Consider the following 15,894-nt stretch of genomic DNA (forward strand, 5'->3'; position numbering starts at 1 on the left):
AGAGTAGCTTTCTCTAACGTTAGGGATATAATTGTTCCACTTTCCAATTGCTTTTCTCAACAAGAGTATATCTAAATCTAGTGTGTCTCCTATATTCACCTTCTTGCCAAAATTCAATTACCTTTGGGATTACGCAAAATCCCACCCAAAAGTCAGGACGAGAAACTTGTGTATTGTGAAATTCTTTCTCTTTCAATTCTATAGCCTGCTCAAAATCTTGCCAATTTTTCAGAACTCTTGATTGTTTTGAGCACCACGCGCTAATTTGACTATCACGTGCTCGAGAAGAGAAATATTCGTCAGCCTTTTTGCCGCTTAGAAGCCTAACTTCTCCTTCAATTCGTACTTGTCTAGAAAATTCTGTCCAATGAAATACGAGTGCAGCTTTGGGATTCTCAGTCAATTCTTTTCCTTTTCTACTGTTTACGTTAGTAAAGAACACAAAACCTTCTTTACTATATTCCTTTAGTAATACCACTCTTGCAGATGGAATGCAGTCTTTGCTACACGTTGCTAGCGTCATTGCAGTTGACTCTTTACACGGAAAATTAAGTACTTCTTGATACCACTTTGAGAACAAATCAAAAGGATCTTTTTCAGGTAAGAGTGTCATATGCAAAAATAAAATTTAATTCTGACATGCATTGCAAAAATAAGTGCTACGACCATTTTGTCGTATAAGTGTTATGATATTGTTGCAGATTCTGCAAGGTTTTTGCACTTTACCATATACGTAAAAGTTATTTTGAAAGTATCCAGCAGATCCAGATGGTTGTGCATAATCTTTCAGTGTTGAACCACCAGCAGCAATTGCATCACTCAGAGTATTTTTTATTTCGATAGCAAGTTTTTCGCACTCTATATATGTTAAATCTTGTGCTAGCCTAAGTGGTGATATTCGAGCTCTAAATAAGCTCTCAGAAGCATATATGTTACCTACGCCAACTATTAGCTTATTATTCATTAATACTGATTTGATATTTGCTTTTCTGTTCTTTAGCAACTTCTGTAAATAATGTCCGTCAAATTCATCTGTGAGGGGTTCTATTCCTAGGTTATTAAAAAAATTTAGTTCTTGCTCTCTGTTTAAAACAATCACTAATCCAAACCTTCTTGGGTCATTAAAGATTAGTGAAGTGTTGTCAGAAAATAAGAATATCACATGATCATGTTTGTTCTGTGCTTGATTGTCTTCAGCATATATAAGCTTTCCGCTCATGCCAAGATGTATGATTACAGCCATACTAGCATCTATATTCGAGATTATATATTTACCTCTACGCTTGATATCATTTATAACTTTGCCCTTTAGCAAATCATCAATATTTTTTGTTATTGGTACACGCAAATTCCAATTATTGACTGTAACATTGCTTATTTTCTTATTTTTGATTTTATCAAATAAGAAGTTAGAGATGACTTCCACTTCTGGGAGTTCTGGCATGATACCTCCTTCAAAACTTAAGTTTCTGATGGTAATTTTGTTGTTAAAGCTTCCTCAAATACGTTTGGGTATTCTGCGGCGCTTTCTCCTAAAAATTCCTCACCACAAACAAATTTTGGAAGGGGTCTGCTTTGTCTACTCTGTTGCTGTTTTTTTCTTTTTAGAATATTTTGCTTTAAAGCTTTTGCCAATCTTTTTCTCTCTTCTTCTTTTTCCTTATTTTTTTTCATGTTATTCATTATCATAATACGTGAACTTGCCGTTGTAGCTCAGGTGGTAGAGTACGTCATTGGTAATGACGAGGTCCCAAGTTCGAATCTTGGTAACGGCAGTTTAGAGGACGATATTCATAAAGTCAATCCTCTAGATGCTAATTAGATTATAGAAAAACGTCTAGTAAATACCTTTTATACACTACCATTAAGCTGCTTTTTCAGTATTACTATTCAATAATACCTGCCGTAATTTTTCTTTAGAAAATCCATGCATTAAAAGAAATTGTATAATCCTTTGCCAAAAATCCCTCACAATATACTGAAGGATTATTAAAACTTACGTTGGCAGGGTTAAACCTGTTACCATAACTTCCCCCACCACAAATATTTTCATAACAACACTGCTTACAATCGTCAGGCCTGTTTTCCATATCACTCAAAAAGTTATTAAAAAATTTATCTGATAAGAACTTAGCCCAACTAGTATTGCTTATGTTATATTCAACAAACTTATGAGGGACACATGTTCTCAAATCATCTAGTGGGCCGAGATTACCATTATTGGAAACACATATTAACGGTAATACAAAAGGACTTCTTTTGCCAAATCCTTCAACTCTTGAATAATTACCGTAAAATAGCTCTAATGAAAAGTTAGATAGAAATTTCTCTATCCTTTTTATGATAGTTCTCAGTCAGGTCTTCTTTTATCTTATCTGCCCAGCATATATTACCATGCCCTCCACCATCTCTATCAAACTGACAATGGCTACTGTGATTATTTCTACCATGAAAATTACCTGAAAGTTTCTCTATTCTTTTAAGTATAATACTACTACTAACTTGACCAATATTAACGCTAAGACGCTCTAATAATAAATCCACTTGTTTTTCTTTATTGTTTACCATAATTATTTTGCTTTAAAATAGCAAAGTCTAGGTTTACTATAGCTTTTGTCAAGCATTTATCTGAGCTATTTATATATTGGAATGCTACTCGTCATTTTATTTGCTTTCAAATGTATAACTTTCGGTATCTTGTTTTCAAGGACTTTTAACTTAATATTACCACTATTAAAGTCAATACTATAACACTTTAGTTCTTGACCATTCTTGAGTCCCATATTATTGCAATCACTACCTAATTTAACCCCACGTATCTTTTGTAGCTCTAGACTTCTGGTTAAGTTAAAGCATATATCACTATACTTATCAGTATCTTGGAAAGTTAAATTTTTATTTAGTAATCTACTGGGTAATAGACTGAGAAGTATGCTAGAATCTCCTATAGAGGCTATGATATCTTTTATAAAGGACTCTGATAAGTAATGTTTTAAATGACTTGCAAATAAGTCAACATTAAAATTAACTTGCTTTGAAGTCGCTTCATTTATTATTCTATTTATAACATTTAATAAGTTATATTCTCCATTACTAATCTCATTTAATTTCTCATCAATTATCATTGCAAGAATAAAACCTTTGTTATAGCTCAACATGCTTATGTTTTGATCAAGTAAATGTTTTTTGCCTATCTTTTCAAAATCAATATCAAGTACTAAGGAGTTAAAATACTCTTTTAAAATAGTATTAATTACTTCTAAATATTCATCTTTATTAATAAGTTTCGTGTCAAGTAAGGTTTTCACTCCATAAAATTCCGTAAATCCTTCAAAAAACCACTTATATTTTTTTTCATTTTTCTTATCGTTGTCTTGCTCTATTATATGTCCTATATATCTGTGAATTAATTCATGTGATATCACTCTAGTATAATCTTTGATATTTTTTTTTAAGCTTCCCTCAATAATTACATAGTCCTTTCCTGCAGCACCTGTAGTTCTACTAAGATTGGGATTATCAACAAGTACTATATTATACGGCTTACTTTCTAGTATGAATAAGTTATCTTGAGCTAAGATAATTTTATTAATAATATTTACAAGACTGATACTATTATGAGCATTGGTATAAAGCTTATTTCTTTTATCAAGATCAAAACTTCTAAAATTGTCAGTTCTAATAATTTTTTCTATATTATCAAAAGGTTTTCTAAAAGGTAAAAAATCAGGTAAGTTTTTTAAATGTGATGAAGAGTTATCTAAAGTAATAGCAGAATGCATATACTGAATGTATATAAGGAAAAAACAAATAATATAATTTAATAGACTGTGTACATTTTTAAGCTTAATGTTTGCCATAAATAAAACAGGACATTGAAGAAGTGTAAGTAATTACGATTAAGCAAATATAATTTATTGCTAAGTAGGTGATAAGGATAATTTTAATTATCTCTTTAAAACTTTACTCTTCCCATATTATTGAACACCTTATAATAAAGACTGAGAAGAAAGTTATAAAGGATTCCATATTCTTATCATCATAGCGCTGTTACTACAGTAATAACACTAAGAATAACTATAAGTTTCTTTGAATGATAGTTGAAGTTTGATTGAAATTTTGAGGCTATAAAAACCGCAGGTACCAGTTGGTTTTTATTAGCTAAAGTAAAGGTCAAGTATCTGGAATTCTGAACATAAAACCCCCCTATAAAAAAAAGATTAGAAAAAAATGCAGTGCACATACGACAGAAATTAAGTATGTGTGTATGCACTCACATACGCTGAAGAGGATACGCTACATTTTTTTATGAGTTTAATAAAAAAAGTCTGCAGACAAAGATAAATTTTTGAGCTCTAAAAGTATCTCTAATTGTCATTATAATCAGACTTAAAATATGCGGAAGTAATTTTTAGCTAAAGTAAGAATACATTGTAGAAAAAAGAACCCAAAAGTTAGCGTTATTGGTAATCCAACTTGGTGTAACGGCACTGTAGACCTTACAATAAAGACTGAGAGGAAAGTTACAAAGGAAGATTATCATGCTTCTTCCATATTCTTTCTACTTTCTTGTTTTTAAGTAGCTCTAATGCTTTGTGAAAGTGATGCCTTGTTTTACTTGGCACTATAATGTCATCAATGTATCCATGTGATGCAGCAAAAAATGGATTAGCAAATTTCTCTTTATATTCTTTGATTAACGTTTGCTGGTCTTTTTCATGCCTAAATATAATTTCAACTGCACTTTCAGGGCCCATTACAGCTATTTCAGCGGTTGGCCAAGCATAATTTATATCACCTTTTAAATGCTTTGAGTTCATAACAATATATGCACCACCATACGCTTTTCTAGTGATAAGGCTAATTTTCGGCACGGTCGCTTCAGCATAAGCGTAAAGCAGTTTCGCTCCGTGTTGTATTATATTATTGTATTCTTGATTTGTACCTGGCAGGAAACCTGGAACATCAATAAGTGTGATGATGGGAATGTTAAATGCGTCACAAAATCTTACAAACCTCGCAGCTTTTCTTGAAGAGTCAATATCCAAGCATCCTGCAAGGTGCATAGGTTGATTTGCAACAACACCAATAGTATTTCCTCCAATTCTGCCAAAGCCAATTATGATGTTACGGGCAAAATCGGGTTTTAGTTCAAAAAATTTCCTTTCATCACACACCTTTTCAATGAGTTCATACATATCATAAGGAGTATTAGGATTACTAGGAACTAGAGTGTTCAAAGATTCATCAACATCATCAATTAAGTCACAGATTGTTACAGGTTTTGGCAACTCTTGATTGTTTGCTGGCAAAAAGGTAAAGAATTCACGCATTTCTAGCAACATTTCAACGTCGTTATTGAATGCAAAATCTGCTACTCCTGTTTTGCTTGTATGAATTTTTGCTCCACCGAGGTCTTCTAAGCTTACATCTTCATAGGTAACCTTTTTCACTACATCTGGTCCGGTTATAAACATGTATGAGCTATTTTTTACCATGAAAGTAAAGTCAGTTAGTGCTGGAGAGTAAACTGCACCGCCAGCACATGGGCCCATGATTAGAGAGATTTGTGGTATAACGCCTGATGCATTTACATTCCTTTGAAAAATTTCTCCGTAACCAGCAAGGGAATTTACTCCTTCTTGGATTCTGGCTCCACCAGAATCGTTTAGTCCGATAATTGGAATCCTGGCATTAATTGCCATATCCATAATTTTGCATATTTTTTTTGCATGTGATGCACCAAGTGATCCACCAAAGACAGTAAAATCCTGAGAATAAACAAAAACTTTTCTGCCATAAATAGTACCATGGCCAATTACAACTCCATCACCTAAAAAATCAGCATTTTGCATGCCAAAATCAGTTGCGTGATGCTTCACAAACTTATCATACTCTTGAAATGAATTTTCATCGAGCAATATACTCAGCCTTTCTCTAGCGGTTAGCTTTCCTTTTTCATGTTGCTTCTTAACTCTATCAGGACCTCCTCCTTTTTCGGCTTCTAATGTTTTGATCTTTAGAGTTTCTAGTATTTCAGAGTCTTGCATGTAGTAAAATAACTTTCAAATTGGTTGTAAACTTTATTGAGCTTACAAATCCTATTGATTATACACATACACCGTTGCTGCATGCAACGGTGTATGTGTACGATAATTAATGCGCTAGCAATTTCTATTTAATATTTTGAGAATGCTGAGACTCACTAACATTCTGTGCACTTGCACTTGTTACACCTGTTGATGGATTAATTGTTATAACTTCTCTTTCAATTCCTTGTAAGTTTGAAGCCAATGAGACCAATTTTGCTAGAGTCATGTCATTATATTTATCCATCTTCTTATTCTCATAATAGCCAATTTTTATTTTTACAGCTTTGTTTTCCTCGAAGTCCTCAGGACTTATATTATCACTTAAATCAGTACAAAATACGTTACCATTTCCACTAATATTTAAAGCAATACTGCAATCTCTATCACCCACTTTCCAGTTAAATTTAATTATACAAGACTCATTTAGTATTTGATAAAGCCTTACACCATCATCACTTTGTGAAACACGCACCAACCTTTTATCTTCTGGAGATACCAATGTAAAAGCTCCAATTTTTGGATTACTATCCTTTAAGGCTTTACCAGGAAATGAGTTATCAAATTTTAACTCACCTCTGCCTTCTTTTAACGATACCCATGCAGTAAATGATTTATCTTCTTTTCCTCTCAACCTCACATCTACAGAATCATTACCTGTATATTCAGCAATTCCTTTTCGAATTACACTCAGAAATTTCTTAGTTTCTTCATCATTGTCACTCAAAAAAATCCTTATTTGCATGTGACCGGGATGGATCATTGAGGTTCTCCAATGCTTTAGCTAAAGTTATATAGTTATATATACGTGTCCTGTTGTTATAAGGTGTCCCTAATTTATAAATTTGAGGAGTTAATTGAGCAACTTGATCGAAATTCATTATTAAAGTTTCATTTGCATTATGCATAGCGCCTCCAATTCTACATAATAAACTTAAGATAAAATATCCTAATTTTAGGATAGGTATATAATCTATCAAGTCAATAGTTAAAATGAAAAATTTTGATTATAATCTATTATGTACAAAACATGCTCTTAAACTATGCTGAAAATAGTCATAATAGGCCTTCCAAATGCAGGCAAGTCAACTCTATTTAATAGGCTAGTAAGAAGAAAAGCAGCGGTAGTTAGTGACATTCCAGGAGTAACGAGAGATAGGCGTGAAGGAATTGGAAGAATTAGTGATTTAGAGTTTAAAGTTATAGATACAGGAGGATGGAATGACCAAACTAGTTTTTCACTACAAGTTATTGAACAAATAGAGTTTTCTTTATTAAGCGCAGATGTAATTTTTTTTCTTGTTGATGCAAAAGTGCAAAACGAGCAGAACAAAGAGTTTGCAAAGTGGCTGAAGAGAAAAACGAACAAACCTGTAATACTAATAGCAAACAAATGCGAAAGTCATAAATCGGAAAACGTTGATTATTTGCAGTTCTTCAACTTCATAGGTCCGGTGTACATCTCAGCCGAACATAATCTTGGTATGATTGATCTTTATGATGCATTAGCTAGTGTTATTGAAGGTCTTAGCGAAGGCACTGAGCTGCCTGAAAGTGAGTCCTTTAGACTGAGGATTGCAATCATCGGTCGCCCAAACGTTGGAAAATCAACTTTTTTAAACAGTTTACTTGCAGAAAATAGACTAATAGTAAGCTCAGAACCCGGTACCACGCGTGACTCTGTGGATATTTCATACGACCATAATGGGAAATTAATCACTCTCATCGATACTGCGGGAATCCGCAGAAAGGCAAATGTTGTTGATAACTTAGAATCAAGATTTGTTGAAAAAAGTATAGAGTCAATAAAGCGCTCTCATGTAGTGATTTTAATGCTAGATTCCTTGCTTGGCGTTGAGCAGCAGGATTTATCAATTGCTGAAGCTGCAATTAAAGGGGGGAAGGGAATTATCATTGTTTTAAATAAGTGGGATTTAATAGGTAAGGATGACAGAAGTAAGTTAATAAAATTTGTCAAACAACAGGAAGTGACTCGGTTATTTTTGGAAGTGCCAACTGTAACAATTTCTGCATTGAAAGGTATGCGCTGTGGTGATGTGATAGATAAGTGTCTTGAAGTGAGTGAATCCTTAAACAAGAAGATCAGCACTGCAAAACTGAATAATTGGCTAATAGATGCTGTGGAAAAACATTCTCACCCACTTATAAAAGGTAGAGCAATTAAAATGAAGTATATTGCTCAAATTGGCACCAAACCTCCAGCTTTTTCTTTGGTATGCAACGTCCCGGAAAGTGTTGATGAGAGTTATAAACGTTATTTGACTAATGGTCTTAGAAAAAACTTCTTTGTTGAAGGCGTACCAGTCAGATTACTTTTGAAAAAGAACAAAAATCCCTATGTAAAGTAGGTAATCTTGCTTCCTTTTAATCTAGACAAAAATATAGAGCTTATAGACTTTAATGAGCTGGATTTAGGAGAGTATGGATTTAGCTTTCACTTGCAACCAAATAAGAAAACAGAACTATCTAAATGTCCTTTATACACTGTATCTCAATATTTTAGAGATCTATACTCTATTCCAGAAAGTAAAATTTTGGTGTTGAGATAGACAGCATGCGTATATTTATGTTGTTGATATTGAAATCTCCTATGATCTATTTTGATTTTGATATCTCACCTAAAGAAGACAAGAAAGTCGGTGAGATTCATGCTAGGCAGGGCTTTTTGGTTGCTGAAAATGACAGAAAAGGTTATGACTATGATGGTATAGCAAGTATTGAAAATGCTATCATTGCTCTAAGCGATGCTGGTAGAGTAAAAATTATGGAAATTTACAATGAAGTAAAGAATAAGTTTCAAAAAGATTATCCTTTGTTTAAGTTATCAGAACATGAGATTTACAAAATCATGGAAGAGATAGTATATTTCACTCTTTCTAATGACGTTCTTCTTCTTATATCTAGCTATCAAGATTCTAACAAACGTTACAATAGACGTTTGGAAGAAGCAAGATTGCTTATGCAAGAAACATTTGGGTTTAAAACCAATGGAGGAGAAGTTGATATTCAATATGACAATAGCTAGACGAAAAACAAGGATGAATTGTATACCAAAGAAGAAATTGCAAAAATAGATAGTGATACTAGAGTTGCAACTGATATGAAAGGGCTGATTACTGAACCAATATACAACGGCGAGCATATGTATAGAGGTGTAAAAGTAGTAACATAGTACTTAGTGTTCTATCGTTACATGAAACGTTGTCAAACAAGAGTTGACTCTTCACAGATATTGTAGTAATTCATTAACTATGTCAGATGTAAATAACAGTTCTATAATTTTTCTCTTATCAAGCGCTGTCGCTTTAATTTTTGCATATGTGCTAGAGTATTTTTTCAATATGATACCGTGTAAGTTATGTATATACGAGCGAGTAGTTTACTATGTTGCAGGGTTACTTGCAGTTGCGTACATGTTCAAAGACAACAAAATTCTAATCTATGCAATGTTTTGCAGCTATCTCATTGGTGCAATAATATCTTTTTATCATATAGGTCTTGAACTTCACTTATTTCATGATGTTTTAGGCTGTACAGAGCAAGCAAGTGGCAACGCTAGCATAGAAGAGCTAAGAAATAATCTATTAAACCCTAATTACTCTCCATCTTGTGACAGGCCTCATTATATTTTTGGTATTTCCTTAGCAACATGGAATCTTATTTACCTTATAGTAGCTCTATTCTTATCAGGTAAAATGTATTGTGGAGAAAGAAATAAGGTACAACAGTAACTGGTATAGACGCTGTACTTGTGCGTTACTTGGTGCTGTCCGTAATTTAAAAATTTGGCAAGTCACACCCACTGATTCTTGCACACCTGTACGAACATTATGGTTCAGCATGCCAGTGTCATCTTTCTTGTCATCCGAGTAGCTGAAACTGGAAGTGCAGCTATCATCCAAATAACCTTTCATTGTTATGAAAGCAGCCTATTTCTTGTCATCCCAGTGCCCAGATACTGGGATTCAGTTTGTCCATAGTCTCACCAAAACGTTGTATTTTAGAATAATTTTGTGCTCAATATGCTTATTTGTAGTAAAGATTTCAGCATCAAGTGCTGGCCTGAAGCTTTAGCTATAAATATAATAAATTTACTAAGTAAAAAAAGGCAAAAGAATCCCTATATAGCGAGTTTTAATAATGTAAATTGATAATGTGCTAACAAGCGTGTTTTGGCTGAAGTAGAAAAAATTTAAAAAACATGCAGCCGCTATAATTTTTATGTAATCTGCCAATAAATATCTGAGTTTTGTTTTTAAACCCGCGGAGATTAAAAATAAGGATAAATACTCTTATTGATATAAGAAGAAAAGTGGGAAGGTTTGTCAAGTCGCTTCTATGTACCTTAGCATTGATTATACGGTTTCCATCTGTTATATATAATCTTTTTGAATACGAAGAAAGCTGATGAATGAGTATGATATTACAGTTATAGGCAGCGGTCCTGGTGGTTATATAGCAGCAATTAGAGCGGCGCAGCTTGGACTTAAAACTGCAATTGTTGAAAAGGAGGAAAATTTGGGTGGTATATGCTTAAATTGGGGATGTATACCAACAAAATCGCTACTTAGAGCGTCTGAAGTTTATAGATTAATAAGAAGATCAGAAGAATTTGGCATAAAAGTAAAGGATACAAGTTTTGATATACAATCAATAGTGAAATATTCAAGGAACGTTGTTGATAAGCTATCAAGTGGTGTTGAGTATTTGATGAAAAAAAATAACATCAAAGTTCATCAAGGCTTTGGTAAACTTGCAGGTAATCGTACTGTAAAAATTCTTAATGACAAAAAGGAGGAGGAGATTTCTTCCAATCATATCATTTTAGCAACAGGTGTTAGAGCGCGAAATCTACCTGGAATAGAGGCGGATGGAGATTTAATATGGAATGCGCAGCACGCTATGACTCCAAAGAAGTTACCAAAATCGCTACTAATCATAGGTTCTGGTGCGATAGGAATAGAATTTGCAAGTTTTTATAGTACTTTGGGGGTTGATGTAACAATTATAGAAGTAAAAGACACTATTTTGCCGCTGGAAGATAAAGACATTTCAAATTTAGTACAAGAGATATTTACAAAACAAGGAATAAAAATATATACGAGCAATAGTGTAAAAACTTTCACTAAAAATAAAGACTCTGTTCAAGTGCAGCTAAGTAGTGGTGATAATAAAGAATTCGATAGAGTAATTGTTGCAGTTGGCGTGCAAGCAAACACTGAAAATATAGGTTTAGAAAATACAAAAATTAAGTTGAGTCCTTCTGGTTTCATTGAAACGAATGAGTGGTATGAAACAAGTGAATCAAGTGTGTATGCAATAGGTGATGTAGCTGGTCCCCCATGTTTAGCGCATAAAGCAAGTCATGAAGCTGTAATCTGTGTTGAGAAAATTGCCGGTAAAAATGCTCATAAGTTAAAAAAAGAGTGCATACCAAATTGCACTTACTCTCATCCGCAAGTAGCAAGCGTTGGCCTTACTGAGGAACAGGCAATAAAAAGTGGATACGATATAAAAGTAGGAAAATTTCACTCCAACTTTAATGGTAAATCTATTGCACTAAGTGAAACTGAAGGTTTAGTGAAAACAATTATAGACAAAAAAACAGGCGAACTTCTGGGTAGCCACATGATAGGAGCGGAAGTAACAGAGTTAATTAGCAATTTCGCTCTTGCAAAGCAACTAGAGGGAACAGACTGCGACATAAAATCTACGATTTTTCCTCATCCAACTATTTCGGAAATTATACACGAATCAGTACTTGCTGCAGATGATGAATCGTTAAATAGTTAAGCTAACGATCCATTGTTTTAGAGCTACAATTATCCTGATTAGGCGATTCAATTCTAATAGATTGATTACCAATATCAGATTTTTCTAACTTTTCTTTTAACCCTTCAGCTGCTTCTTTCACTTCAAGCTTTTTTTCCTGATTAAGATCCTCTGGGCTTTTTCTTTTACTGTCTAAACCTTGTTGTCTATCAATATTTTTATTGAGTTGTTCTTGCTGAGGTAGATCAACAACTGAGTTAAAAAGAGCTTTTATTATGTTTTTTAGTAAACCTCCGCTTCTGCTTTGCTCTTGAGGCTTATTTTTTACGTTAGATTCTTTTTTACTGTCACTACTTTTAGGCATTTTTAACTCAACTATCATAAAGCTTGATAAAATTTTACATGCAAAGTATTAAAAAATAATTAACAATATATTATCAAATTACTACTTACAGATGACTATTATTCTAGCAACAGGCGGTACAGGTGGACACATTTTTCCAGCTATAACCTTAGCAAGGGCACTAAAGGTACAAGGATACAATTGTATATTATTTACGGATCAAAAAACCATCAATGTAGAAAGTTATATTTTACCATTGTGCAAGCCAAGCGGCAACAAATTGAAATTTCTCTTTTTGTTAATGTATAGTTGTGCACTAGCAATATATAGAATCAGGAAATTAAAACCAAGGCTAATCATTGGTTTTGGTAGCTACGCTTCTTTTCCAACTCTTTTTGCAGCAAAGATTTTTTCTATACCTATAATTTTACATGAACAAAATATAGTTTTAGGGAGAGTAAATAGATTCTTTTTCAAGAGTGCAAAATTAATTGCAACTAGCTTTCCAGAGACTAAGTATGCAGAAGGTAGTAAATGCGTTTTTACAGGAAATTTTGTCGATATAGAAGCACAAGGCTATTCTAGAGCTGAAACAGTTTTAAACGTGTTAATAATAGCAGGCAGTCAGGGTGCAAATTTTTTTGATGATGTAGTGAGCAGCGTAATTTGTGATCTACCTGTTGAAGTAAAAGAAAGGATTAGAGTAACGCAGCAATGTACAAAGAAAAATATAAACAAGGTCAAGAGTCTATACAAAAGTGAAGGAATTAATTGTGAGTTAAGTGAGTTTCTCGATGATATGGAAAATAAACTGGCCAATGCTCATTTGGTAATTAGCAGAGCGGGGGCAACTTCAATAGCAGAGATTACTCTTGCTGAGCGTCCTGCTGTATATATTCCTTATCCTCACTCAAAAGATAACCATCAATTTTATAATGCAAAACATATTGAAGATTCGGGAGCAGCTGTAATGGTTGAGCAAAATAGTAACGCGAAAAAGAATCTAGGAGAGTTGCTAGTTGATTTATTGCAAAATTGTCAAAAATTGCGTGATATGGCTAATAATACTAAGAAAACAAGAATAAGGAATGGAGTTACTAAATTTATTAAGGCAATAGCTCAAGAACTTAGTTGACGAATTGCTTTTTCTTTAAATGCATCCCATAGTTCTTTTTCTAGTGATTTACTATACAACTTATTGATATAAACTACTCCCGTAGGCGAAGTTGTGTTAATTTCAAGAAGGAAGTCATCTATAATATCAATGCCAACAAATATTAGCCCTCTTTTCTTTAGCTCAGGACCAATTTTATTACATATTTCAGTGTCTCTATCATTCATTTCAATAGATTCAAAACTTGCTCCAAGCCGCATATTTGTTCTGATTTCTCCGCTAGACTTTGGAACTCGCTTCATTACTCCTATTGGCTTTCCATCCAGTAGCAGTATTCTTTTATCTGTATTTATCTTTTTACAAAATGCTTGTGCAATTACAGGACATTCATATTTTGCAATCATGAGATCGACTACCACTTGAATGCTATTTTGGTCTTGTATTCTTATTACGTCATTTCCTCCATAGCTATATAGTGGTTTCAAGATGATATCCTGATAGTCGTGACAAAAATTTCTAATCATCGATATATTTTCAGTGATCAAAGTTGGAGGAATTAGCTCTGGAAATAGTGAAGTAATTAATTTTTCAGGACAGTTTCTTATTTCTGTTGGATTATTTATTACTAACGCAGTAGTCTTTTCTAAGATATAGGTTGTTGTAATGTACCGCATATCAAATGGTGGATTCTGTCTGATAAATATGATATCCATTTCATTTAGGTTGATTACTACATCCTCTTTTGAAATGAAGCTACAATCATCAACGCTGACTTTCTGAGCAAGGGCAATTGGCTGATTTAACTTGAGTGCTAAATTATTAGGTACATAAACAAAAATTTCGTACTTTTTCCTCTGCGCTTCTTTTATTAATGCAAATGTAGTATCAGTTTCAAAATTTATATTTTCATCCATTTGAAAAGCTACTTTCATTTATCCTCCCTTCCTATTACAATATACTATAGTACCATAAAAGTGTTAATAATGGAGCAAAGTATGGAATTAACAGTAGGAAATAATGCACCTGATTTTAGTTTGCCAACAGATTCTGGCGAAATTTTATCGCTGAGTGAATTTTTTGATAAAAAAAATGTAGTCCTTTATTTTTATCCTAAAGACGATACTCCGGGCTGTACAATGGAGGCAAAAGGCTTTAGAGACAAAATAGAAAATTTCTCTTCTCTTGACACAGTGATAATTGGTGTATCAAAAGATAGCGTTAAGTGCCACGCTAACTTCAAAGCAAAATATTCTCTGCCATTTTCTTTAGTTTCTGATGAAAATGCTGAAATGTTGGAAAAGTATGGTGTTTGGGTAGAGAAAAGTATGTTTGGCAAAAAGTATATGGGAATAGAGCGCACTACTTTTTTAATAGATAAAAAAGGTAAAGTAGTGAAGATCTGGAAAAACGTAAAAGTTAGTGGACATGTTGATGAGGTTCTAGAAGAAGTAAGGAGAATATAAATTAAAGAATGACTACCCATTGCTATATAAAAAAACTGAAATTATATAACTTTCGTAGTCATTCAAACTTTGAACTGGATTTAGATGATAGACCAGTTGTAGTAACTGGCAAAAATGGTATTGGAAAAACTAATATACTTGAAGCAATCTCATTGCTTGCTAAAAGCAACGGAATGAAAAAAGCAAAAATCAATGAGATGCAAAATAGGCGCAGTAATGAAAGTTGGGTAGTGTATTATGATTTTTTCAATGGAGCAGAGCTTAACTCAATTGGTATAGGAAAGAATCTTAATAAGAAATTAATACAAATTGATGGGAAAACGCAGTCAAGCTACTCATCTTTGTATAGAATATCTAATGTAATATGGCTAATTCCACAAATGGACTATATTCTTCTTAATTCTCCAAGCGACAGGTTAAAATTTTTAGACCGTATAGTTTCACTATTTGAAGAAAATTACACCTATTGCTACATGAAATATAGAAAAGCTAAGCATGAGCGAAGTAAATTGCTTAGAGAGAATATTTTGGACGAAAGTTGGCTCTCTAGTCTTGAAAACGTCATGGCTACCAATGCAATTGATATTTTACGTATGCGATCATCTGTTTTAAAGATATTACAAGACACAATTGATAACCATTCCTGTAAGCTTTTTCCGAAGGCAAGTTTGAAATTCAGCAGCCAGCTAACTTTGGACGATACTGCAGAATATTTTCAGAATCGTCTAAAGGAAAACAGAGAAAAAGACTCATTAACTGGTAGAGTAACCTTTTCTGTACATAATGATAATTTTTGGGTTTTTTGCCAAAAAGGGGACATGCCAATAAATCTTTGTTCTACTGGAGAGCAAAAGCTATTACTGCTTTCTATCATCTTATCTAGTGTAAAAGCAAGGTGTATTCATTACAATAAAGCACCTCTTCTTCTGCTTGACGATATAATGTCGCATCTGGATAAAGATTACAGAAAGGTGTTAATGGAGGAGGTGTTAAGTATTCAATGTCAAACTTGGATAACCGATGTAAATCAAGATAATTTCAATAACTATCTTTGCTCTTTCAAGTTTTTTGAATTATCAAGTAAATAAATTT

At 33.2% G+C, this 15,894-nt stretch carries 19 protein-coding genes and 1 tRNA gene; 9 read left to right on the plus strand and 11 right to left on the minus strand.

The features are described 5' to 3' along the window. Positions 1 to 19: 19 nt before the first annotated feature. From pdxH to OOT12_RS06585, 3 genes are read right to left on the minus strand one after another with little or no spacing between them, the layout of a single operon-like run. Positions 20 to 613, minus strand: coding sequence for a pyridoxamine 5'-phosphate oxidase (gene pdxH, locus OOT12_RS06575; protein WP_006014087.1), 594 nt, complete (start codon positions 611 to 613; stop codon positions 20 to 22). Positions 614 to 628: 15 nt separating this feature from the next. Further along, positions 629 to 1,444 carry a bifunctional DNA-formamidopyrimidine glycosylase/DNA-(apurinic or apyrimidinic site) lyase gene (mutM, locus tag OOT12_RS06580; RefSeq protein WP_264375214.1) on the minus strand — a complete coding sequence of 272 codons (816 nt, stop codon included), beginning with the start codon at positions 1,442 to 1,444 and terminating at the stop codon, positions 629 to 631. Positions 1,445 to 1,461: 17 nt separating this feature from the next. Next, positions 1,462 to 1,683, minus strand: a complete 222-nt coding sequence (locus OOT12_RS06585; RefSeq protein WP_230609012.1) for a hypothetical protein — start codon at positions 1,681 to 1,683, stop codon at positions 1,462 to 1,464. 19 nt (positions 1,684 to 1,702) lie between these two features. Here OOT12_RS06585 and OOT12_RS06590 point away from each other — a divergent pair. Next, positions 1,703 to 1,775 (plus strand) — tRNA-Thr (locus OOT12_RS06590). 141 nt (positions 1,776 to 1,916) lie between these two features. On the opposite strand, the gene OOT12_RS06595 is transcribed toward OOT12_RS06590, so the two are convergent. The 6 genes from OOT12_RS06595 to OOT12_RS06620 all read right to left on the minus strand — a co-directional run bounded on the left by OOT12_RS06595 (position 1,917) and on the right by OOT12_RS06620 (position 6,997). Next, positions 1,917 to 2,090: a hypothetical protein gene (locus OOT12_RS06595; RefSeq protein ID WP_179943622.1), complete on the minus strand. Its 174-nt coding sequence runs from the start codon at positions 2,088 to 2,090 to the stop codon at positions 1,917 to 1,919. A gap of 223 nt (positions 2,091 to 2,313) precedes the next feature. Further along, the gene (locus tag OOT12_RS06600) at positions 2,314 to 2,568 is read right to left on the minus strand and encodes a hypothetical protein (protein WP_264375213.1); all 255 of its coding nucleotides are present in this window, start codon (positions 2,566 to 2,568) and stop codon (positions 2,314 to 2,316) included. A gap of 65 nt (positions 2,569 to 2,633) precedes the next feature. Next, the gene (locus OOT12_RS06605) at positions 2,634 to 3,782 is read right to left on the minus strand and encodes a M61 family metallopeptidase (RefSeq protein ID WP_264375212.1); all 1,149 of its coding nucleotides are present in this window, start codon (positions 3,780 to 3,782) and stop codon (positions 2,634 to 2,636) included. A gap of 741 nt (positions 3,783 to 4,523) precedes the next feature. Further along, entirely contained in the window at positions 4,524 to 6,050 is a 1,527-nt protein-coding gene (locus OOT12_RS06610) for an acyl-CoA carboxylase subunit beta (protein ID WP_264375211.1), read from the minus strand. A 124-nt stretch (positions 6,051 to 6,174) separates the two neighbouring features. Continuing rightward, positions 6,175 to 6,816, minus strand: coding sequence for a hypothetical protein (locus OOT12_RS06615; RefSeq protein WP_264375210.1), 642 nt, complete (start codon positions 6,814 to 6,816; stop codon positions 6,175 to 6,177). Next, a complete protein-coding gene (locus OOT12_RS06620; protein ID WP_264375209.1) occupies positions 6,809 to 6,997 on the minus strand; it encodes a hypothetical protein in 189 nt (62 codons plus the stop codon). The genes OOT12_RS06615 and OOT12_RS06620 overlap by 8 nt, the downstream gene beginning before the upstream one ends. 135 nt (positions 6,998 to 7,132) lie before the next feature. On the opposite strand from OOT12_RS06620, the gene der reads away from it, so the two are divergent. The 5 genes from der to lpdA all read left to right on the plus strand — a co-directional run bounded on the left by der (position 7,133) and on the right by lpdA (position 11,903). Further along, positions 7,133 to 8,458: a ribosome biogenesis GTPase Der gene (gene der, locus OOT12_RS06625; RefSeq protein ID WP_264375208.1), complete on the plus strand. Its 1,326-nt coding sequence runs from the start codon at positions 7,133 to 7,135 to the stop codon at positions 8,456 to 8,458. Between the two features lie 242 nt (positions 8,459 to 8,700). Beyond that, on the plus strand, positions 8,701 to 9,135 hold the full coding sequence (locus OOT12_RS06630) for a hypothetical protein (protein WP_264377213.1): 435 nt from the start codon (positions 8,701 to 8,703) through the stop codon (positions 9,133 to 9,135). A gap of 18 nt (positions 9,136 to 9,153) precedes the next feature. Beyond that, positions 9,154 to 9,282, plus strand: coding sequence for a hypothetical protein (locus tag OOT12_RS06635; RefSeq protein ID WP_264375206.1), 129 nt, complete (start codon positions 9,154 to 9,156; stop codon positions 9,280 to 9,282). A gap of 79 nt (positions 9,283 to 9,361) precedes the next feature. Beyond that, positions 9,362 to 9,841 carry a disulfide bond formation protein B gene (locus tag OOT12_RS06640; protein ID WP_264375205.1) on the plus strand — a complete coding sequence of 160 codons (480 nt, stop codon included), beginning with the start codon at positions 9,362 to 9,364 and terminating at the stop codon, positions 9,839 to 9,841. Positions 9,842 to 10,517: 676 nt separating this feature from the next. After that, on the plus strand, positions 10,518 to 11,903 hold the full coding sequence (lpdA, locus tag OOT12_RS06645) for a dihydrolipoyl dehydrogenase (protein ID WP_264375204.1): 1,386 nt from the start codon (positions 10,518 to 10,520) through the stop codon (positions 11,901 to 11,903). Between the two features lies 1 nt (position 11,904). Here lpdA and OOT12_RS06650 read toward each other — a convergent pair whose 3' ends face one another. Next, entirely contained in the window at positions 11,905 to 12,264 is a 360-nt protein-coding gene (locus OOT12_RS06650) for a hypothetical protein (protein WP_214303140.1), read from the minus strand. 73 nt (positions 12,265 to 12,337) lie between these two features. Here OOT12_RS06650 and murG point away from each other — a divergent pair, with 73 nt between their 5' ends. Further along, entirely contained in the window at positions 12,338 to 13,360 is a 1,023-nt protein-coding gene (gene murG / locus OOT12_RS06655) for an undecaprenyldiphospho-muramoylpentapeptide beta-N-acetylglucosaminyltransferase (protein ID WP_264685264.1), read from the plus strand. Here murG and gshB read toward each other — a convergent pair. Beyond that, positions 13,345 to 14,271 carry a glutathione synthase gene (gene gshB / locus OOT12_RS06660; RefSeq protein WP_264375202.1) on the minus strand — a complete coding sequence of 309 codons (927 nt, stop codon included), beginning with the start codon at positions 14,269 to 14,271 and terminating at the stop codon, positions 13,345 to 13,347. The two genes, murG and gshB, sit on opposite strands and share 16 nt — an antisense overlap. Before the next feature lie 63 nt (positions 14,272 to 14,334). Here gshB and bcp point away from each other — a divergent pair, with 63 nt between their 5' ends. Together bcp and recF are read left to right on the plus strand one after the other, a co-directional pair. Continuing rightward, on the plus strand, positions 14,335 to 14,802 hold the full coding sequence (gene bcp / locus OOT12_RS06665; protein WP_010403789.1) for a thioredoxin-dependent thiol peroxidase: 468 nt from the start codon (positions 14,335 to 14,337) through the stop codon (positions 14,800 to 14,802). 8 nt (positions 14,803 to 14,810) lie between these two features. Beyond that, a complete protein-coding gene (gene recF, locus OOT12_RS06670) occupies positions 14,811 to 15,890 on the plus strand; it encodes a DNA replication/repair protein RecF (protein ID WP_264336463.1) in 1,080 nt (359 codons plus the stop codon). Positions 15,891 to 15,894: the final 4 nt, after the last annotated feature.

Origin of the sequence: Wolbachia endosymbiont (group B) of Parapoynx stratiotata (assembly GCF_947250635.1) — a bacterium.
Lineage (GTDB): Bacteria > Pseudomonadota > Alphaproteobacteria > Rickettsiales > Anaplasmataceae > Wolbachia.